Consider the following 18,989-nt stretch of genomic DNA (forward strand, 5'->3'; position numbering starts at 1 on the left):
CCACCAGCTTCGGCCCCGGCTCGGGCAGCAACGGCTCGATGAGCGACCACAGTTCGTCCGACACGATCCACGGCCGCGACTGACGCTTCCCCACGACCCGACCAACGAGCAGACAAGCCGATGGTTACTTGATCAACAACTTCTGTTAGGACCTCTTAAAGCGTCACTCATCAGGGGAAGCAACCGGGTCGCGGCGAAGCACAGCCTGCGATCCACGCCGGGACCTGGTCGTCGGCGTGGATCACGGCCCACGCTGTACGCACGGCATCAGTGAACGCCGGGCGGGTCTGCGGTCCGCCACGCATGCAATCTGTTTGGATGCGATCTGTTGACGTGCCGCTCGGCGCGCTCGGAAGCCCCACCCACAGCTCCGCTGAGTCCGCCATATGGAGTATGGGAATCAGGAGAGTTTGATGACCGACCATGCCGCCGCCGTCACCGACGGCCAGAACAGTCCGGCTGGAACCGCCGGCACCCTGCTCGGCTTCGGGCCCCAAGGCGAGGAGCTGGCCCGTCAGGCAAAGGGGCTCCGCATCGCGCAGGTGGCCGCCGGGCTGGATTGGTCGGCAGCACTCACCACCGACGGCCACCTGCTCACCTCCCGCCCGGGCATGACCAAGCGCCTGCACAAGGAACTCAACGGCAGGCGCGTCCGCTCGATCAGCAGCGGATACGGCGAACCGACGGTCCTGTCCGAGGACGGCCGTGCCATCGACCGAGACTATTTGAACAAGGCCGCGGGCACCGAGAGGATCGTCAGTGCCGTCGAGGTGGTCGCACGAAGCGGAGGCGTGACCGAGTCCGGCCGGCTCCTCGGGGACTTCATCGTCAAGGGACTGGCCAACGACGTACCCGCCGGAGAGAAGATCACAGCCCTGTGGTCGGGCCTGTACGTCCACGCCACCACCGACAAGGGGCACCTTCATCGCCGGGGACGACTCCGGTCTCGGGAACCTCGTCAAAGGCCGGCGCCTCGTCAAGATCCAAGGCGGCAACGACCTCCGCGTGAACGCCAGCGCTCTGACGGACCAGGGACAGCTCCTCGGCGGCTCGCTCGGCAACGCCGCCTCCGGCCGCAAGGTCACCGCCTTCGGTATCACGGTGCGTGGCGGCGACGGTCCGCACGGGTTCGCCATCACCTCCGACAACCAGGTCCTCGCCGCCTACGACAGTCCGGAGGACCGCAACTACCGGGCCAAGATCGCCGCAGCACTCAACGGCAGGCAGGCCCTCGACCTTGCCGTCGGCGAGCACTGCGTCCTCCTCCTCGTCCGCGACACCCCCGCCCTGGCCGGCCGCACCGTCCAGGCCACCTTCACCCGCACCCACCACCAGGACAAGCACCTGACACTGCGCCTGCGACGCCCCGCCGACGGCATCGACACCACCCTCAGCACCACCGGCGAGCCGCGGACATTCACCGGCAAGGAACGCGAACCGATCCAGGTCATCGTCGGCGGCCTCGACACCCCGCCCGCACCCGGCCGTCTCCAACTCGCCTACGACCCCGGCACCAACACCATGAGCCTGGACACCGCAGCCACCCAACTCCCCCACCCCCTCACCTGCACCAGCCCCGCCCCCAACCACCTCGCCTTCACCTGGAACGACTGAGCCGACAACGCGGGCACCTGTGGTCAGGATCCAGGCCTCCCCGTACCGCTTGATCGGCCAGGCGTTGTTGTTCGCATGGGATTAGAACGGCCCGTGGACTGGTAGGCCCGCATGTTGATGCCTCGCCTATTCGCCCGGAGAACCGGTTCTGTGGCTACGGAGCGTCGTGGGGCGGAATCGAGCGGGCGATGGCGCCCCTCTGAGTGGGGTAGCAGGGAGCCGGTCAATACCTCCGCCCGTAACCGCTCACGGCGCCTTAATCCGGTATCGAACACCCTCTTAAGCGCGACGCCTCTTGCCATTGGGCTAGGCAGGCTGGGCGCGCTGCACCCATTCTGGCCAATCCGGCCCTCACCTGGTACGCCCGGTGGATGGATCGTGCGCATGCTGGAGGAAGAAGGTGCCCAATCACCTCCGGCACGTCGCTCTCCCCGCCTTCGTACATGTCAGACCGAAGGCCGACCGATGGGATCCCGTCATGGCAGAGAAGAAGCAGTCCGAGTCCACCGAAAGTAAGGCTGCCGAAGAGCGGGCCGACAACACCGCTGAGGACGGAACCGGACGCGATGGGTATTACGACTCGGAGGGCGAAGACGACGGTATCAACCGTGGCACCGATCCCAGCAACCTGGGGACCGGAGCGCTGTGACCCCTTTCGGACCGCCCTGTCGGACGGGGTTACTGGCTCCCTCATGACCAGGGGGCACACCAAGATCCCTGTCACTCAGCGGGACGCCAGCGTTCACCTCGGGTCTGGTGTCACCGTGTGTGGTCGCCAGCGGCATATCGGCTCCAGGTTCCGCCGGCTTCGACAACCAGGTGGGTGGTGGTCTTGTCGCGATAGCCGAGGGCCCGGGCGACGACGGGTGCGGGTGCTTGGAGGACCAGCTGGCGGATTGCTGAGTGCCTGTTTCTGATCCTGTCGAACCTGTGGAGATGTGTCTTCGGGCGTGTCGCTGATGCCCCGAGCCTTGCGGAGTGTCACGGCTTCAAACGCATTGACTCCGCCCATCGATTCGGACGGCCGTCGAAGTGGTCCCGCAGTCGATCCTCAACGTGCTCGGGGCTCCAGACCGCAGCTCGCTCCAAGGCCTGACACTCCTCGATCGTCGCGGGGGTCTCGCTCCCTGTGCCAGAGGCGGGATCAACTCTGTAGATGGTGAGGCTGCCACTGAGAGGATCTTGCTTGGCGTATTTATGAATCTCGGCTTGTTCCTCCTGGGTCAGGGAGACCACGTCGAGCAGTTCCCAGCCACCACGCCGCCGAAATGCGGAACTCGTGACCCAGATCCTGAAGGCGACCGGTGCGGCGACAATCTCGATCAGATCGACGGGTTCTCCAGGCTCTCCGATCCGGTCGTAGAACTCGACAGTCACTCCCGTGAGTTGCCGTCCATAGGCGCATCGACCGTCGCCCAGGTCGATGCGCACTACACGTCCTGGAGTCCTACTGGCGCGGGCCTTAATGATCTTCCGCTCGTCGGGTTTGTGTTGGTTCACGTGGTGATTATTCCTGCTGGCCACTCAGGTCGGGTGCTCGAGTCGGACAGCGGCGAGGCGTTCAGCCGGTATCTCACCGGCGTGCGGCAGCTTTCTGGGCTGCTGGGGTTCGGGGCAGGCGTCGGGTCATCAGGGTGATGAGTGACCAGGTCAGGTGGGCTTCGCTATGTTGCGGGAGGCGTTCGTAGTCGCGGACGTTGCGACGGGCGTGCATGATCCAGTCGAGCGTTCGTTCGACTTTCCAGCGGCGGGGAAGGACGACGAATCCCTTGGCGCCCTTGGGCCTGCTGACGGTTCGCAGGGTCAGGTGAAGGCGGTGTTCGGCCCAGTCGACGAGCTGGCCGGCGTATGCGGAGTCGGCCCAGATCTGGGTGATCTGCGGATGGGTGAGTCGCAGGCGGAAGAGCATTTCGCGGGCGGCATCGCGGTCCGTCATGTCCGCGCGGGTCACCATGATCATCACGGGTAGTCCCTTGCTGTCGACGGCAATGAGGGATGGGCAGCAGCGGTTCGAGCAGGGCCCATTCGGCGACGGTGGTGTCGGAGGGGTAGCGGCGGCGGCGCATGTCGGCCTTCGGTTCTGGCGAGGCGGCGGCTATTTCGTGAGCTGGGCGAGGGTGGCGCGGACGCCGGTGAGCTGGGCCGATGCCAGCTGGGCCCATTCCTCATCGGGATAACGGGCCAGGTGCGGGGCGAGCGTCCCTGTGATCATCCGGGTGAGCCGGCCGAGAATCTGCTGGAACTGCTTCTTCTCGTACTCGATTCAGTCCACGGGATCGTCGGAGAACATGTAGCCGTCCCTTCGCCGCCAGATGATCGGGGTGAGGTGTTCGGCCGCGCCGACGTCCCGCAGATGCCTGATCCCCCTGGCGACCTGTGACTTTGTTAAACGGGTCGCGGAGACTAGCTGGCGTGTGTGCAGGCCGGCGGGTCTTGCTTCCATCAGGGCGACGCGGACCAGGTCGCCGTAATGCTCCGCGAACGGCCGTGCCTCGCGGCGGCGGGTCATGACCTACTCGCCCTTGAGGAGCTGGGCCAACTGCTCATCGAGGGTGAACTCGCCGTTGTCGATGGCGGCTTCGAGCCAGTCGGCCGCCGCGCGGACCCTGGCGATGCCACGGCGGACGGTCTCGCGTTCGTCCTCTGTGAACTCCTGGCCCCGCAGCCGGGGAACGAGCCGGCCGAGGCTGGCCACATAGCTGTGTCGGCGAAGCGTTCGGGTACGGCGTTTCTGCAACACCGTTCCGCGACGCCTGCCGTTCGCGACAGGCTCGCACCCGGCACCGGGGCGACCAGTACACCGCAGACCGTGATCGCTCGACCCCCACTGTCCACGACCGCCCACAAACCGGACACTCGGCCTGGTCACCCCGCTGCATCGCGATCATCCGTTGCCGGGTCCGCTGAAGCCTCCGCCACCGCCGTGACCTGCACCGGCCCGAGCAGAACACCGCTTCCGCCGCCATCGTCGGCGGAAGCGGATCACCACACTCCCGGCAGTACCGGCTGGCCAGGGTGTAGGGGTGGGTGTCGCCCAGAACCTGCTCGCACTGGGCGAGGGTGGCTTCCATTAGGGGAATGGCTCGTCCCAGGTCCCCCGCCGACTGGTAGGTATTGGCGAGGTTGTGGCGGCTGATCAGGGTGGCTGGGTGGGTGTCGCCCAAGACCTGCTCCTTCTGGGTAAGGGTGGCTTCCAGGAGGGGGATGGCTCGTCCCAGATCCCCCGCCGCCTCGTAGGCGCCAGCGAGGTTATGGCGATTGTTCAGGGTGGCTGGGTGGGTGTCGCCCAAGACCTGCTCATGCTCGGCGAGGGTGGCTTCCAGGAGGGGGATGGCTCGCCCCAGATCCCCCGCCGACTGGTAGGCGTAGGCGAGGTTGTGGCGGCTGGCTAGAGTTTCTGGGTGGGTGTCACCCAAGGCCTGCCGACGCTGGGCGAGGGTGGCCTCGTGCAATGCGATGGCCCTTCCTGGAGCCCCCGCGTCACGGTAGGCCTCGGCGAGGTTGTTGCGGCTGGTCAGAGTTTCAGGGTGGGTGTCGCCCAGGACCTGCTCGCACTGGGCGAGGGTGGCCTCCAGCAGAGGGATGGCCCGTTCCAGATTGCCCGCCGACTGGTATGCGAGGGCGAGGTTGATGCGGTTGTTCAGGGTGTCGGGGTGGGTATTGCCCAGGCTCTGCTTGCACTGGGCGACAGTGGCCTCCAGCAGAGGGATGGCCCGCGCAGTGTGGCCTTGCTGGTGTAACCGTTCCGCCGCAGACTCGTACGCATCAACAAGTTGTGTGTTGTGGTGTCCGGGCGGTGTGGTGGCGGCGAGGGTGACGAGGTGGGGTGTGAAGGTGTCCAACTGGTCCTCGGTGGGGGTGTCCTGACCCGGCAGCGGGGCCAGGCTGTGGAGGACTGCTTGTTCGGCGCGATCGCGTCCCTGCACGTGCCGGGGCGGCTGGGTGCCATCGGTGTTCTGCGGGGCGCGTAGGACGGCCTGGACCAGGCGGTGGACGCTGAGGGTAGTGCCGGTGTCGGTGACCATGCTGTACGCGGCGAGAGTTCCGATGGCTTCGGCGATGTCGTCCGGGTCGGTACCGGGAGGGGTGAGCAGGCTGTGAGGGATGTCGTCGGGTGCCAGCCAGGCTGAGGTGTGCAGCAATTTCACGGCCAGCGGATCGACCATCCCCAAGGTGTGGAGGGTGACGTTCCAGATGCGGGCGAGGGTGCTTTCGGTATTGGTGCCGCGGGCGGTCTTGGCGAGTTTGGTGGCCAGGCGGCGGCGGTAGGAGTCGAGGCTGACGCCACGGTTCTGGGCCAGGTAGGCGCCAGCCTGCTTGATCGCCAGAGGGAAGTACCCCAGCTCGCTGGCAAGGGACCACGCCTCAGCCTGTTGTCGGGGCGTCGGGCCGGTCTCCTTCAACACGAGCCGGCACAGCAGGGCGGTGGCATCGTTGGGGTCGAGGTTGCCGAGGGTCAGGGTGGTGGCGCTGTCGGGCCAGCCGGTGGTGAGGCGGCTGGTGGCGAGATGATGGCCCCGGTGGAGGGCGCCGGTGTAGGGGGCGAGATCGTCCGGGTTCTCCACGTTGTCGTAAACCAGCAGCCAGCCCGAATGCCAGGCGAGCCACTGCATCGCCCACGCCACCTGTGCCGAGCGCTTGGCTGTGGTGGCCCAGTCTGGCACTAGGGCCTGGGTGAGGCTCGCAAGGGAGGTCTCGATCTCGTCGGGAGATGCTGCGTTGATCCACCAGATGAGGGTGTAGTCGCTGCGGTGGCGGTGGGCGTAGTGCAGGGCGAGCGTGGTCTTGCCGATCCCGCCCAGACCGTGCACCGTCCCGCTCTGTGTGATCGCACTCTCATGCCGATTGGTCAGGATGTGCCTCAGATGGCCAAGTTCCTCGTCCCGTCCCAGGCAAAGTGCGGCCGGAGGCAGGTTCGAGGTGCCCGGTGCAGCAGTGACCTTCTCCGGTGAGTGCAGGGCCTCGGAGGGGAGCACGTCACCGCTGATCGCAGTACCGATGTTCTGAGCGGCAATCGGCCTCTGCCCGGCAGACTCGATCCGCAGCCGGGACTCGTCGTCGGTGTTCATGGACGTGGCGCGGTGTGACCGTCACCGGTGATCGCGGTACCGATGTGCTGAGCTGCGATCGACCGCTCACCGGACGCCGTGATGGTGACCGAACCCGCGGCTTGCGCAGGCAGCATCGCGGCCAGTTCCGCCCGCAGTTCGGCATCGTCCTGCAACGCGCGCCGAAGCAGCCTTCCCAGCACGGCCGCTGTATAGGACTCATCCTGTTCGTCAGCGGCCTCGTTCACCACGCGTTCCAGTTCGGCCTGGCCGGCCTCGTCCCGGCGCCGCCACACCGCCTGAAGGATGCGCTGCCCGAGCGCCACTGTGGCGTCCGCGGCTGTGCCCTCAGCCCGAGTGAGAACGGCCGCTCCGAACGCACTGACCGCAGTCGTCAGATACGGACCCGCCTGCTCGACCAACTGCACGATCTCAGCACTCACTTGCCCCCCCGACCTACGCGACTCCTGAAGGTACCAGCGTAGAAAAGCCAGACTCCTGATGAGGCCAAAACACCCGAACCACCCACAGCAGTACAACTATTCGCCACCCGCAGTCGGCAAGCGCCCGCTGGCTGGTATTGCGAGCCTCGAGCGCGGCCGCCTTCCCCAACCCACTACTCTCCCTGCCCCATCCCCCTCTCTCAGGGCCGATGACCCGAGCAAGCCGCGAGGGTCGGCGCGGAACGATGGCTCGGGAGCCATCAGCTTGGGAAGCTGCGGAATCTTGGCGTGGATTCTTAGGCTGACCTGCGCGGATAGTTGGTTCGGTGGCTTGGTGGGTGGTGGCGTTTTCACCGTGGTTCCCCGTTGTTCCCCGCCCTATCTGGTGAGGCTGTGGTGCGCTGGGCGAGAGCGCAGCAGAACGGGGCGAGCCAGCTGCGTTTAGTTGAGGGGGGTTGGTGGCTGGGTGATCATTGACTCGCCGCTGGGGTCGTGGGCAGCCATGAAGCGACCAAGCAACGCCCATACGACGGCGCAGCTTTCTACGTACTCCAAGGCTGAGATTCCGGACACGTCCGGTGAGTGAGCCGCTCGGTTTCGAAGGCTGACAAGCTCCGCGATGATTTCTGCGACGTCGGCATCCAGACCTGTGGCGACGAGATCTTCTGCCCAGCGGCGGGGAGTGATAGGGAAGACGCGATGGGTGCGCTCGTTTTCCCATGATGTCCCCCGCACAAGACAGTGCGCCTCCGAGAGACGTAACTCTACGCGCCGCCACGCAGCCATGATTGCCGCGTCAGGTGCTGATGCCGCGACATCACGTAGAGCGTCAAAAGCGCCCAAGTCCTGTGCGCCGTGCCGGACCTGTGAACGTAAGATACCCGGAGTCCGGCTTGCGCTGTCAGATCCACCTACTGCCTCGACCACAGCGTTGTGAACCTGATTCACGTCGGCGGCAAACTCAAGATCTCCGGCTGGCGTGCTGATCACGCTAAGTCTTCCTATGAGCCCTGCTAAATGAGTGCGCAGCAGATACACCAGCATCACAATCATCACAGGCCACGTGAGTGCCTCCACGTATGCAAGCACGATTTTTGCAGTCTCCACACTCGCATGTTGCGCAAACATGTAGATCTCTACGCATGGATCATTGAATGGAAGCTGCCGGCTTGTGCGTCTTCCTTGGCTTCCGTAGTAGTGCGTGAGGTCGGCGGGGTCTCAATGACTCACTCAAGCCAACGGTGCGCCGCCCATCAGTGGGGACGGCGCACCGTGCCTGATGCAGGCTTTGAGGTGTGGCCTCATCCTTATCAGGTCGCTCACGCGAGGCCAGCGGCCTCGGTCAACTGGCTGCGGCCGTTAGCGGATCATCCGTCGACGTTCGACGCTGACCGTCGTTGTACGGGCTTGTTGGTGTCAGCCGCCGAGGGTGGACTTGACAGGTTCGCCGTCCACCTTCCGAGGCTTGTGACACGGTCACCACTCCAGATCTTCGCGGGACCCGTCTGAACCTCAGCCGACGACAGTCAGCCACGTGGCCGCCGAAAGACCAGGCACGCATGTGCCTCGTCGCACCCCCACTGGTCCCAGCCACGCTTCTGGATGGCGACATGATCAACCCATGGCAACCAGCCGCTGACCACGTGAGGCGATGACTACCGCCAGCCGCGCGGAAGGGACGGGAACGTGGTCGAGATGTCTTCGGTCCTGCCGGCGTCCCAGTCCTCGTTGTGGACCAGGCCGCCCTTGATGAAGCCCTTGACCCAGTTCGGGTACGCGAAGACGGAGAACGGCTTACAACGGCTAACACAATGAGTTCAGTTGTCGGTGGGTGATCAGGCAGCAGGCCAGTTTGAGGAACGCTTCGTGGATGTCTGCTCGCCGTTCCCAGCGCACACGCAGCCGGCGGAAGCCGTGGAGCCAGGCAAAGGTTTGCTCGACCACCCACCGGTAGACGCCGAGCCCGAAGCCGTGCCCGGTCCCGCGCCGTGCGATGGCGGGCACGATGCCGCAGGCGCGGACCTGTTTGCGGTAGCTGTCGTGGTCGTAGCCGCGGTCCGCGTAGAGCGTGACCGCCCTTCGGCGGGGCCGGCCGACTCTGCCACGGACGGGCGGAATGGCATCCAGCAAGGGCAGGAGCTGGGTGACGTCGTTGCGGTTGCCACCAGTCAGGATGACCGCCAGCGGGGTGCCGTGTCCGTCGGTGATCAGGTGGTGTTTGGAACCGGCCCGGCCCCGGTCGACGGGCGACGACCCCGTGAGGCTCCCCCTTTTTAACGCCCTGATGTGCGAGGAATCGACCACGCAGCGGGACCAGTCGAGCTTCCGTTCCGCGTTCAGCTCGGCCAGCAGCACCTCGTGCAGCTGCTGCCAGACCCCGGCCTTGTTCCAATCCCGCAGCCTCCGCCAGCACGTCATCCCCGAACCGAATCCCAGCTCCGTGGGCAGGTACTCCCACTGGATGTCCGTGTGCAGCACATACAGGATCCCGCACAGCACCTGCCGGTCCGGCAACGGCTTCCGGCCCGGATACCGGAACCGGCGCTCCCTCCTCGGCAGCAGCGGCTCGATCCGCTCCCACAACTCATCCGACACGATCCACGGTGATGCCCCCATGTACCCGCAACGACCCAACCGGCCGCACAGACACGGCCCACAACACCACCTGACCTCATTGTGTCAGCCGCTGTAAGGGTGAAGCATGAAAGCACCCGAGGCCAGGGTGACCGCCATCACCAGAAGCCGTCCCCGCTTCCCGCCGACGTTCCTGTCTCCCCATCTGCCTTTCCGTTCCATCGGTCGACGTGCCAGCCGGCTGCGAGGCAGATAATGACGATCCACGTCTTGGGGGTGGAGCCGGTCGCTGATGGTACGGGCGATGTCCTGGCGGGTGGTCGGTGCTTTCGAGGTGAGACTCATGCAGGTTGCTTCTGGTCCTGTTCCTGGATCCTGGCTGCCTCGGCTCTGGCGAATGCCGCGACGCTGGGACAGCGGTCGTACGCGGCACTGACCTGGCAGGTCCACCGCAGTTCGGCCGCTGGGCTGAGCCCATCGCTTCCCGAGCGTGGATGCTCTCCCTTGTAGGGGCTTGAGGCGGGGGCGATGAGGGATGCGGTCTTGAGCCAGGCGGCCTCGACGACGGCGGAGCGTGCCCGTGGCGGGTAGCCGGCTTCCTTCGCACTGCCCTGTCCCACTGGCTGACCGGCAAACCCCTTCCCACCCACGACCCGAAAGACTTGGAGAACTGGGCCACCGCGCCGGGCTCCGCCGTGACCAAGCAGCGAAAACACTTCCCCCACCCGGCAGCTGGCCATCAACGACTCCTCATCGCCCCAACCGAAACGGCGAGGCTACAGACAGACACCACGGACCGGGGGCCAAGTCGTCTGCCGGTACTGGCCGGAGGGAGGGCCGGTGTTTGCGTCCTACCAGCCCTCCCACCTTGCGCGTCAGCCGGGCCAGGTTCCGGTCAGACTACGGGTGGCGGTGGCACCGGCGCGGTCGACGGCCGCTTTGACTCCGGCGAAGATCGCGCCCTGGAGCGTGGCGGCAAGCAGCGCCTCGCGCCAGGAGCGTTCTTCGTCGGTGGCATCCGGGGCGTCCTCGTCGTGGCCGAGCATCTTCCACGTCTGCTTGAACAGCGCTCCCGCAGCCATGCCGCTGACCGCGCCGAGCGCGAGACCGACCGGCTTGTAGGCGATCTTCGATGCCTTCACCCGGCTCACCCCTTCCGTCGGCGGCAGGCCAGCCACACCACGACGGCCACACCCGCTGCCGCCAGCAGCACCTTGCGGTTGTCCCGCGCCAGCTGCGCACCCTGGGCGGTCTTCTCCCGCACCGGCTCGGGCGCCTTCTCCTTCCACAACTGACCGGTCTGGACGGCCTTGGCCCGGGCCTGCCCGGCGGCCTGGGCGGCCTTGTCCTTGACCGGATCGGGCAGCTTGTCCTGCGCCTGATGCGCCAGGTCGGCGGCCTTCGCCTTCAGTTCCCCGGCCTTGAGGGCGGCCTGCTCCTTCAGCTCGCCGGCCTTCGCGGCAGCCTGCTCCTTGACCTCGGCTGCCTTCTCCTGGGCACGCGCCTTGACGTCGGTCTTCGCTGCGAGCGCCTCGACCGTCTCTCCAAGCCCGGTCCGGGTCTGTTCGACCTGCTCGCGCAGTTCCTCGGGGCTGGAGGCGGTGGGTTCGTCGTGAGGCGGCTGGGTCATCGGTGTGCACTCTCCTTGATCTCGGCCACGTCGGCCTTCACGTTCTCGACCGTCTGCTCCGGCGCGGGCGGCGCGGCCTGGTCGACCTGCTTCTTTCCACTCATGGCCATCACCGCGGCGATCACACCCAGCACCGCTGTGACGATCAGCCCAGCTGCCCACACCGGCAGCGCCACCGCCAGCGCGGCGATCGCGGTGGCGACCAGCGCCTGCGCCATCAGGAAGCCGACCACGCTGGCGCCGCCAAACAGGCCACCGCCCTTGCCGTAGCGCTTGCCCTTCTCCTTCATCTCCGCCTGCGCCAGGCGCAGCTCGCCTCGCACCAGCTCGGTCAGCTGCTGCGAGGCCCGCTGCACCAGCTCACCCACCGACTCCTGGCTCAAGCGGTCCGCGCTCGGGCCAGCATGGTGCGGCTGCGTGCTCGACACCGCGGCCACCTCCCGTCCCTCTGAGTTCCTACGAGCCGGACTGCGTCATGCGTCCGACCATCCGATGAGGGCGCGAGTACCCCGAGCAGGCGAGTTCAGGACGGAGGTATGGCCGGCTGTCTGCCTGCTTTCGCCAGTTTCCCCGGCCCTCTCCCAGCCTGCTAGGGCCAGTGGCGCAGGATCAGGCGCGGAGCGCGGCGGGTGAAGCCAGGCGCTGGCCAGGCCGATGGCGGCGCCGACGGCCACGTCGCTCGGGTAGTGGGCCCCGCTTTGCACCCGCTCGAGCGCCACCATGGCGGCCAGCACCGCGCATAGCGCGCCAGCGGCCGGCCAGGTGGGGGCGACGGCTGTGGTAAAGGCCACCGCGGCGGCGGTGTGCCCGGACGGGAAGGAGGAAGAGTCGGGGCGTCGTCGACCTCGTCGTGGGGAAACCACTCCTTCGGCGGCCGGGGCCGGTCGGCCACCTGCTTGCACACCCCGTTCGAGACCAGCTACGCCACGGCCAGGGCGGCAAGGCCGGAGGCCGCCGCTCTACGGCCGCGCCAGCCGCCCAGTCACGCCATCGCGGCGGCGGCGCCGCACCACAGCTTGGTGCTCTCGGCCGTCTCCTCCACCGCCGACAGCACCTTGCCGACGCCCGGCGGGATCCGCGAGGCCGCCCGCTTGGTCAGCGACCGGTCAGCATCACGCAACCCCGCCAAAAGCCCCATGAAGAGCAGATATCCCGCAGGTCATCGACCCATACCCAACATCATCGCGTGTCCGGTCAGCCCTCACCCAGGCGGCGCCGGTCGTCCTCGTCCCACTTCCGTGTGTCACGGGGCTGGGTGTAGGGCTCGGTGTAAGGCGGCAGGCCGCCCGCGATGGCCCGCTGGCGTACGGTCTCGGCGTCGAACTCCAGGCCCAGCAGGATGGCCAGGTTGGTGATCCACAGCCAGACGAGGAACACGATGACGCCAGCCATCGTGCCGTAGGTCTTGTTGTAGGAGGCGAAGTTCGCCACGTAGAACGCGAACCCGGCCGAGGCGATCAACCAGATGACGAGGGCGAGGAAGCTGCCCGGGGTGATCCATCGGAACCCCTTCACCTTCGCGTTCGGGCTCGCCCAGTACAGGATCGCGATCATGACGGTCACCAGGACCACGAGGACGGGCCACTTGGCGATCGACCACACCGTCAACGCCGTGTCCCCGATGCCCAGAGCGGAACCGGCATGGCGGGCCAGACCGCCGGTGAACACCACGATCAGCGCACTGGCCACCGCCAGCACCATCAGCACGACCGTCACGCCCAGCCGTACGGAAAGGATCTCCCACACCGGCCGGCCTTCGGGCATGTCGTAGACGGCGTTCGCCGCGCGGATGAACGCGGCCACGTAGCCGGAGGCCGACCACACCGCCAGCGCGATACCGACAATGGCCATGAGGGAGCCGACACCGGCGTTGCTCTGCAGCTGCTCCACGGCCCGGGTGATGATGTCCCGGGCCGAGCCGGGAGCGAGCTTCTTGAGGTTGGCCAGCACGGCGTCGGTCGCCGACTTGCCGGTGATGCCCAGCAGCGACACGAGCACCAGCAGCGCCGGGAACAGCGACAGCACCCCGTAGTACGTCAGGGCTGCCGCGCGGTCGGTGAGCTCGTCGTCCTTGAACTCCCGCAACGCTCCCTTGAGCACGCCGCCCCAGGCCCGCTTGGGCAGCTTCGTCGGCGCGTCCGGGGCCCGGCGCTCCACCTCGGGCCCGGGCCCGGCCTCCTCGGGCGCCGGCGCCTCGTCGCTGCCCTGGTTTGCTTTCCGTCCTGGAAGATGCAGCCTCGCCATAGACGTCGGGTAACCCCTCACGGCCTCGCCTACGCCACCAGGGCGCCCCATGCGCGCAGCGTCAGGCGTTCACAGCGTCACGGAGCGTGGGATAGCAGTTGGCCTTTCCGCATCCCTGTGCTGCGCTGCACGCCACCGCAAATGACCGGGAAGTGCTGGGTTCCGCGAGCTGCGCTCGGAGAGCCCCGACGGGGCTGGCTTCCCTACCTGGCGACATCCACTGGCCCAGGGCGACTTCGCCAGCGCCATCACTGCCTTCGAACAGGCGCGGGCCGAGGCCGAACAGCACAACGCCGCCAGCGAACGGGCCATCGCCCAGACCCGCCTCGCCCTGGCCGCCGCCTGGACGGACCCGGACCGCGCCGACCACGAACTCACCCTCGCCCACCGGCTCCTGGAGCCGCTCGACCAGCGCGCGACCACCCTGCTCGCCCAGGTCACCGGCCTCGTACGCGACGCCGGCACCGACCGCGACATCACCGACCGCGCCACCGTCCTGCGCACCCAGCTCGACGTCGCAGGACTCGCCTGGCTCACCCCGCTCCTGGAGACCGCCCTCGCCTTCCACCACGCCGTACGCGGCCAAGAGGACGCACTCAGCGCCACCGTCGATCGCCTGCGCGAGGAAACCGCGAACCGCGACTTCGTCTACCTCCTCCACATCGCGGCCGCCATGGGTGACCTGCCGCAGCCCGACGGGCTCGCCATCCAGTGGCTCTACGACCCCACACTGTCCGGGCACGCTGGCGCAACCTCGTCACCGCGCCACCTCCGCCTGCACAACGCCCAGTAGTGGCACAGAGGGCATCAGGCGGCGCCGAATTCAGGTGGGGGTTCATGAGTCCACGAGGTACGCCTCTGCGGCGAGGCTCTCCAAGTGGGCGCGAGAGGTGGTCAGTCGAGATCGCCGGCGAATGGAGACTTCGTCATGAGCCTCTGGTAAAGGACGGTTCGGGATCGGCGGGTGCGTTGCACGAGCCCTGCGCGGTGGAGGATCTGCAGGTGGTAGGAGATGGTCGCAGGGCTGAGGTATAGACGCTGGGCGAGCTCTCGCGTGGTACGAGGCTGGGTGAGCTCGGCCAGCAGCTTTACGCGTGTCGTGCCGATCAGCTCGTCACCGCGCGAGGGCGCAAGACAGTCGTTGCGCGCAGCCGGATAGACGATCAGTGGAGTGCGAGGGGTCGGCGCGCCCGGGGGCTCGGCGGCGCAGAAGGTAGCCCGTCCCGCGAAGGCGCTGGGTACGAGGATCGCGGCGTCGGCATCGAGACTCAGACGGTGGGAACTGGTGGCGAGCAGGTGGACTGTCAGGGCGCCGTCGTGCCACTCCAGGTTGGGGGCCAGCTGGTTGACAGCGTCCGCGATCCCATGCCGCGCGATCATGGAGGCCCGGGCGGCGACATCGCCTTCCAACCGGGCCCGCATGCCGGGCCAGTGGGGCGCGAGGACGGCAGACCAGAACTGCTCCAGCTCCAGAGCGATACGCTGCGCCACATATTCCTCGCCCCGGTCCATAGCCATCAGGAGCAGCCGGGGCGGCCTGTCGGCCACGGTCTTGCCCCATGAGTGGCCGCCGATGGCCGCCGCCAGCTCGTAACGGATCCGCTCGCTCGGAGTAGTGGCCACCTGATGCAGAGCGCTGTCCAGGGTCGTCTGGAATCCCGCCGGTTCTGGTCGCAGAAAGTCGGGAGCGTAACCGCCCGGCCCTCCGCCGGCGACAACAGCCAGTAGCCCTAACCGTCGTTCCGACAGGGCGTCCACCGCTTGGGTCCGCCAGCCCGCGTCGAGCACGTGCGGAGACCGGCCGAGGGCGAAGAGCAGATCCTTGGCCGCGTCCAGAGGCGACATGGCGAAATGGACCCTGCCCAATCCCTGCGCGCCCAGGTTGATCCGGATCATGAACAGCCCCCGTAACACGATCACCTTCGAAAGAAATCGAATCATTCGACGGTGGGCATGTCATCCGATTCCCTGGATTCCGTGCCCGACGCCACCCGGCGGATCACGGGTACCAGAACCAGGAGGTTGTCAATGAAGAAGGCTTTGGCCACACTCACCGCGACCGGGGTACTGACGCTGGCCGTCCTGGCCGGCACGGCGGCCACCGCCAGCGCGGCGACGGCGTCGCCGAGCGTGACGCAGGAGGGGCCCGCGTTCGCCACTGCCCAGGACTGCGAGACCTACGTGAAGTACCACAACAAGTGGGGCGTCTGGGACTGCGAGTACGTCCAGGGCCACTGGTACGCCTTCGCACCGTGAGCAGGGAGCGCCCGCCTGTCGATTCCGATCGGTGAGTGAGCACATCGTCCGGCACGGGCGGGTCCGTCGAAAGACGGGCCCGCCTGCGACGTTCTCGCGTAGTAATCGCGCCGGTCTTCCCACCTCGGAGACTGAGCAGGCGTGGGGCCCCGGTACAGAAATCCTTCTGGGGCCAAGCGCGGCGCGGACACCTTGATTGCGTACCTGATCGTGAAAGTGGCTGCATTTCCGCGGGGGTGGCGCCGCCTCCGCTGGCCTGGAGACTCTCCCAGCTCCCGGCGAAGAGGCGGTCGTCCCTGTCATCCTGCTCGACACCTTCGAGGACATCGCTGTTCCCCGCCACGACTTCGAACGACTCCTCCAGCGGCTGGTGTGGCTCATGCCCGACTGTTTCTTCGTCATCCCCGGCCGCAACCGGCTCCGGGGGGCGACACCGCCCTCGAAGGCGAGCTCGACTACACCGGCCCCAGGTCCTGACCCGGCCTGGCCGACGACGAGAACGCTTTGCGCACCGCCGCAACCAGCAACGGCCGCAGGCAGGTCCTAATCGGCGACTTCTCCCCCGAGGGCTGCCACGCCTACCTGGCGCGCCGGCTGGCCCACGACGGTCGGCCGCTGATCGACGTGGACATCCGGTCCGTGATCACCCAGCACTCGCACGGGCTGCCGCTCCACCTCGCCCTGTCCGTCCTACGCTTCCTGGAGATCCGCCGCGCCCGTGAGCCGGTTCCGGCCGACTTCGACCACGGCTTCGGCGCCCTGATCGCCCGCACCCTGTCCGACCTCACCCCCGACGAACGTCACGTCCTGCGCTCCAGCCCCACGCACATCGCCAGCACGATGGTGCCCCGGCGCAGCAGCCAAAAGCCGAACCGGGGCAGGGCGTGCCGGTCGGCCCAGCGTGCCCGCAGCCGCTGCCGTCGGCCCGGCGGCGGGGGCCCGCCACTCTGGGGCGGAGATGCGGAGGACACATCGCCCACGGTAGCGGCTGGATCGCCTCCCGGGCAGGCGAAGGGCTGCCGCCTCTGGCCAGGCCGGGGCAGTTCTGCTGTGTTGGTCGCCTCGGCGATCGCGATGGCGACCGTCCTTCAGCGCGGGCTGAGGAGCTTCGCGATCGAGGTGTGGTGTTCTCCGGGGGGGGGCGACCTGGTCGCGGGCGTGACGTACCTGTTCGCCGGTCATCGCAGGCGGCCGAGGCGGGATTGGTCGATTACTCAACAGCGCTGGGTTCGGTGCCGCCATGGCGGCGGAGGTAGGCCAGGACGGCGCGGACGCGGCGGTGGCCGCTGTCGCCGGCCGACAGGCCGAGTTTGAGAAAGACGCTGCCTATGTGTTTGTGGACGGCGTTGTCTGTGACGAAAAGCCGCTGGGCGATGGTGGCGTTGTCGTGCCCTTCGGCCATCAGAGCCAGGACCTCGCGTTCACGGGGGGTGAGGGCGTCGACGGGATCTCCGCGGACGGCGAGGAGTTGGGCGATGACATCGGGGTCCATGGCGGTGCCGCCGGCGGCCACGCGGCGCAGTGCGTCGGTGAACTCAGCGATGCGGCTTACCCGGTCTTTGAGCAGATAGCCGATGCCGCCGCGGGTGTCGGAGAGGAGGCGGCCGGCGTATTCCTGCTCGACGTACTGAGACAGGACCAGGACGGGAAGTCCGGGGCGGTCGCGGCGGGCCCGGAGGGCGGCGCGGATGCCCTCGTCGCGGAAGGTCGGGGGCAGCCGCACGTCGACGATGGTGACGTCCGGGCGGTGGATCTCGACGGCGGCGAGGAAGCCGGGGGCGTCATCCGTGACCGCGGCGACCTCGAAGCCCTGGGAACCCAGCAGGAGTTCGAGTCCGGAGGACAGCAGGACGTTGTCCTCGGCGATGACTACACGCACGGCAGCTCCACGGTGATGGTGGTCGGCCCGCCCGGCGGGCTGCTGATCTTCATGGTGCCGTCCAGGGCGGCGGCACGGCGGCGAATTCCGTCCAGGCCGCTGCCTCGGGATGCGTCCGCCCCGCCGGTCCCGTCGTCGATGATCTCTGCGGACAGCATCGGGCCGTTGCGGGTGACGTGGACGGCGGCCTCGGTGGCGCGACTGTGCCGGGCGATGTTCGCCAGCGCCTCGGTGACGGCGAAGTAGGCGACCGCTTCGACCGCGGCAGGGACCTCACCGAGGTCGCCGATGGCGATGCGGGTCGGCACGCCTGCCCTGTCGGCCAGGGTGCCGAGCGCGCCGACGAGGCCCTGGTCGGCCAGGACCGGCGGGTAGATGGTGCGGATGACGGAGCGCAGCTCGGCCATGGCCTCCTCGGTCTCGGCCTGGGCTTGCCGTACGAGCGCGGCGGCCGCGTCCGGGTCCTGGGGAAGGCTCTCCCCGGCCACGGCAAGCCGTATGGCGATGGCCACCAGACGGGCCTGGGTGCCGTCGTGCAGATCGCGTTCGATCCGGCGGAGTTCCGCGCCGTGCGCCTGAAGGACGTCTGTGCGCGTCCGGGTGAGCTCGGTGACGCGCGCGGCCAGTTGTTCCGCGGGAGACGGTGCCAGGACTGCCAGGCAGCACCGCGCGTGCACCCGGGCAAGCGGCGGCAGGGCGATGGCCCCCAGCGCCGCAAGGAGCAGGAGTTGCGCCAGGTTGATCGTCAGCGCGGAGGCCCAGCTGTTGATACGGACATCGAGCAGCAGCAGCCGTGGCGGATCCGACGTGGGAAAGGCCCACCACCCCACGGTGACGACGAGGGTGAGGAGCAGGTTGCCCAGGCACAGCAGGGCGAGTATGCCCGCGGGCAGGCCGGTGGCCACCTGCGTCACGAGCCACGCAAGGTCGCGGCGCAGGGCGCGCGGGCGCGGCTCCACCGGTCGGCCCAGCACCGCCCCGGCGCGCCGGTGGTGGCGCTCCACCCAGGGAGCCGCCAGCGACGGTACGCACAGCAGTGGCGCCGCCACGAGCGTCACCGTCGCGGTCATCAGGGTGCCGAGCAGGTAACGTCCGCTGCGCCCGGTCTGGACCAACCGTGCGCGGGCCTCGCCGATCACGCCGTGCACTGGCTCGCCCTCGTCTGTCGTACGGGGCCGGGAGCGGCCCTCGGACGCGCCACTGTACGTGCCGGGCGCCCACGCCGGCATTACAGCCACCTGTAGGTTTCCATCGGCCGCCTGTGGTAGCGACACGCAACTCGACGGCTACCTAGCGTGTGA

At 67.8% G+C, this 18,989-nt stretch carries 21 protein-coding genes and 2 pseudogenes; 3 read left to right on the forward strand and 20 right to left on the reverse strand.

Going from position 1 to position 18,989, the window contains the following annotated elements; all coding sequences use genetic code 11:
- Positions 1-170: 170 nt before the first annotated feature.
- The gene (locus ABZ937_RS40545) at positions 171-899 is read right to left on the reverse strand and encodes a hypothetical protein (protein ID WP_361700094.1); all 729 of its coding nucleotides are present in this window, start codon (positions 897-899) and stop codon (positions 171-173) included.
- Between the two features lie 106 nt (positions 900-1,005).
- On the opposite strand from ABZ937_RS40545, the gene ABZ937_RS40550 reads away from it, so the two are divergent.
- On the forward strand, positions 1,006-1,614 hold the full coding sequence (locus ABZ937_RS40550) for a hypothetical protein (protein ID WP_361700096.1): 609 nt from the start codon (positions 1,006-1,008) through the stop codon (positions 1,612-1,614).
- A gap of 478 nt (positions 1,615-2,092) precedes the next feature.
- Positions 2,093-2,263: a hypothetical protein gene (locus ABZ937_RS40555; RefSeq protein ID WP_361700099.1), complete on the forward strand. Its 171-nt coding sequence runs from the start codon at positions 2,093-2,095 to the stop codon at positions 2,261-2,263.
- Between the two features lie 332 nt (positions 2,264-2,595).
- Here the strand turns inward: ABZ937_RS40555 and ABZ937_RS40560 are convergent, their stop codons facing one another.
- The 16 genes and pseudogenes from ABZ937_RS40560 to ABZ937_RS40635 all read right to left on the reverse strand — a co-directional run bounded on the left by ABZ937_RS40560 (position 2,596) and on the right by ABZ937_RS40635 (position 15,449).
- The gene (locus ABZ937_RS40560) at positions 2,596-3,114 is read right to left on the reverse strand and encodes an Imm26 family immunity protein (RefSeq protein ID WP_361700102.1); all 519 of its coding nucleotides are present in this window, start codon (positions 3,112-3,114) and stop codon (positions 2,596-2,598) included.
- Positions 3,115-3,220: 106 nt separating this feature from the next.
- Positions 3,221-3,604 (reverse strand): annotated as a pseudogene (locus tag ABZ937_RS40565) (transposase); the annotation flags it as partial.
- Positions 3,605-3,877: 273 nt separating this feature from the next.
- The gene (locus ABZ937_RS40570; RefSeq protein WP_361700104.1) at positions 3,878-4,123 is read right to left on the reverse strand and encodes a hypothetical protein; all 246 of its coding nucleotides are present in this window, start codon (positions 4,121-4,123) and stop codon (positions 3,878-3,880) included.
- A gap of 3 nt (positions 4,124-4,126) precedes the next feature.
- A complete protein-coding gene (locus tag ABZ937_RS40575; protein ID WP_361700168.1) occupies positions 4,127-4,483 on the reverse strand; it encodes a DUF6192 family protein in 357 nt (118 codons plus the stop codon).
- Between the two features lie 160 nt (positions 4,484-4,643).
- Positions 4,644-6,683 (reverse strand): annotated as a pseudogene (locus ABZ937_RS40580) (tetratricopeptide repeat protein); the annotation flags it as partial.
- Entirely contained in the window at positions 6,680-7,105 is a 426-nt protein-coding gene (locus tag ABZ937_RS40585) for a hypothetical protein (RefSeq protein ID WP_189712315.1), read from the reverse strand. The pseudogene ABZ937_RS40580 and the gene ABZ937_RS40585, both read right to left, overlap by 4 nt.
- 441 nt (positions 7,106-7,546) lie before the next feature.
- On the reverse strand, positions 7,547-8,212 hold the full coding sequence (locus tag ABZ937_RS40590; protein WP_361700107.1) for a hypothetical protein: 666 nt from the start codon (positions 8,210-8,212) through the stop codon (positions 7,547-7,549).
- Positions 8,213-8,908: 696 nt separating this feature from the next.
- Positions 8,909-9,721, reverse strand: a complete 813-nt coding sequence (locus ABZ937_RS40595) for an IS5 family transposase (protein ID WP_361700110.1) — start codon at positions 9,719-9,721, stop codon at positions 8,909-8,911.
- An 833-nt stretch (positions 9,722-10,554) separates the two neighbouring features.
- Positions 10,555-10,821 carry a DUF4235 domain-containing protein gene (locus tag ABZ937_RS40600; RefSeq protein WP_361700113.1) on the reverse strand — a complete coding sequence of 89 codons (267 nt, stop codon included), beginning with the start codon at positions 10,819-10,821 and terminating at the stop codon, positions 10,555-10,557.
- A 5-nt stretch (positions 10,822-10,826) separates the two neighbouring features.
- Positions 10,827-11,309: a DUF3618 domain-containing protein gene (locus ABZ937_RS40605; RefSeq protein ID WP_361700116.1), complete on the reverse strand. Its 483-nt coding sequence runs from the start codon at positions 11,307-11,309 to the stop codon at positions 10,827-10,829.
- Positions 11,306-11,737: a phage holin family protein gene (locus tag ABZ937_RS40610; protein ID WP_361700118.1), complete on the reverse strand. Its 432-nt coding sequence runs from the start codon at positions 11,735-11,737 to the stop codon at positions 11,306-11,308. Before ABZ937_RS40610 ends, ABZ937_RS40605 begins: the two co-directional genes overlap by 4 nt.
- Positions 11,738-11,782: 45 nt before the next feature.
- The gene (locus ABZ937_RS40615; protein ID WP_361700120.1) at positions 11,783-12,211 is read right to left on the reverse strand and encodes a phosphatase PAP2 family protein; all 429 of its coding nucleotides are present in this window, start codon (positions 12,209-12,211) and stop codon (positions 11,783-11,785) included.
- A gap of 80 nt (positions 12,212-12,291) precedes the next feature.
- Complete coding sequence (locus ABZ937_RS40620) at positions 12,292-12,429, reverse strand: hypothetical protein (protein ID WP_361700123.1); 138 nt, start codon at positions 12,427-12,429, stop codon at positions 12,292-12,294.
- Between the two features lie 74 nt (positions 12,430-12,503).
- Positions 12,504-13,553 (reverse strand): YihY/virulence factor BrkB family protein, encoded by a 1,050-nt coding sequence (locus ABZ937_RS40625; protein WP_361700125.1) that lies wholly within the window; start codon positions 13,551-13,553, stop codon positions 12,504-12,506.
- Between the two features lie 61 nt (positions 13,554-13,614).
- A complete protein-coding gene (locus ABZ937_RS40630; protein ID WP_361700127.1) occupies positions 13,615-14,295 on the reverse strand; it encodes a hypothetical protein in 681 nt (226 codons plus the stop codon).
- Positions 14,296-14,447: 152 nt separating this feature from the next.
- Positions 14,448-15,449: a helix-turn-helix domain-containing protein gene (locus ABZ937_RS40635; protein ID WP_361700129.1), complete on the reverse strand. Its 1,002-nt coding sequence runs from the start codon at positions 15,447-15,449 to the stop codon at positions 14,448-14,450.
- 132 nt (positions 15,450-15,581) lie between these two features.
- On the opposite strand from ABZ937_RS40635, the gene ABZ937_RS40640 reads away from it, so the two are divergent.
- Positions 15,582-15,809, forward strand: a complete 228-nt coding sequence (locus ABZ937_RS40640) for a hypothetical protein (protein ID WP_361700131.1) — start codon at positions 15,582-15,584, stop codon at positions 15,807-15,809.
- An 800-nt stretch (positions 15,810-16,609) separates the two neighbouring features.
- Here the strand turns inward: ABZ937_RS40640 and ABZ937_RS40645 are convergent.
- The 3 genes from ABZ937_RS40645 to ABZ937_RS40655 form a co-directional block, all read right to left on the reverse strand.
- Positions 16,610-16,780 (reverse strand): hypothetical protein, encoded by a 171-nt coding sequence (locus ABZ937_RS40645; protein WP_361700134.1) that lies wholly within the window; start codon positions 16,778-16,780, stop codon positions 16,610-16,612.
- A 239-nt stretch (positions 16,781-17,019) separates the two neighbouring features.
- Positions 17,020-17,688 (reverse strand): response regulator transcription factor, encoded by a 669-nt coding sequence (locus ABZ937_RS40650; RefSeq protein ID WP_361700137.1) that lies wholly within the window; start codon positions 17,686-17,688, stop codon positions 17,020-17,022.
- Complete coding sequence (locus ABZ937_RS40655) at positions 17,679-18,917, reverse strand: sensor histidine kinase (protein WP_361700171.1); 1,239 nt, start codon at positions 18,915-18,917, stop codon at positions 17,679-17,681. Before ABZ937_RS40655 ends, ABZ937_RS40650 begins: the two co-directional genes overlap by 10 nt.
- Positions 18,918-18,989: the final 72 nt, after the last annotated feature.

The organism is Streptomyces sp. NPDC046727 (genome assembly GCF_040645635.1).
GTDB lineage: Bacteria > Actinomycetota > Actinomycetes > Streptomycetales > Streptomycetaceae > Streptomyces.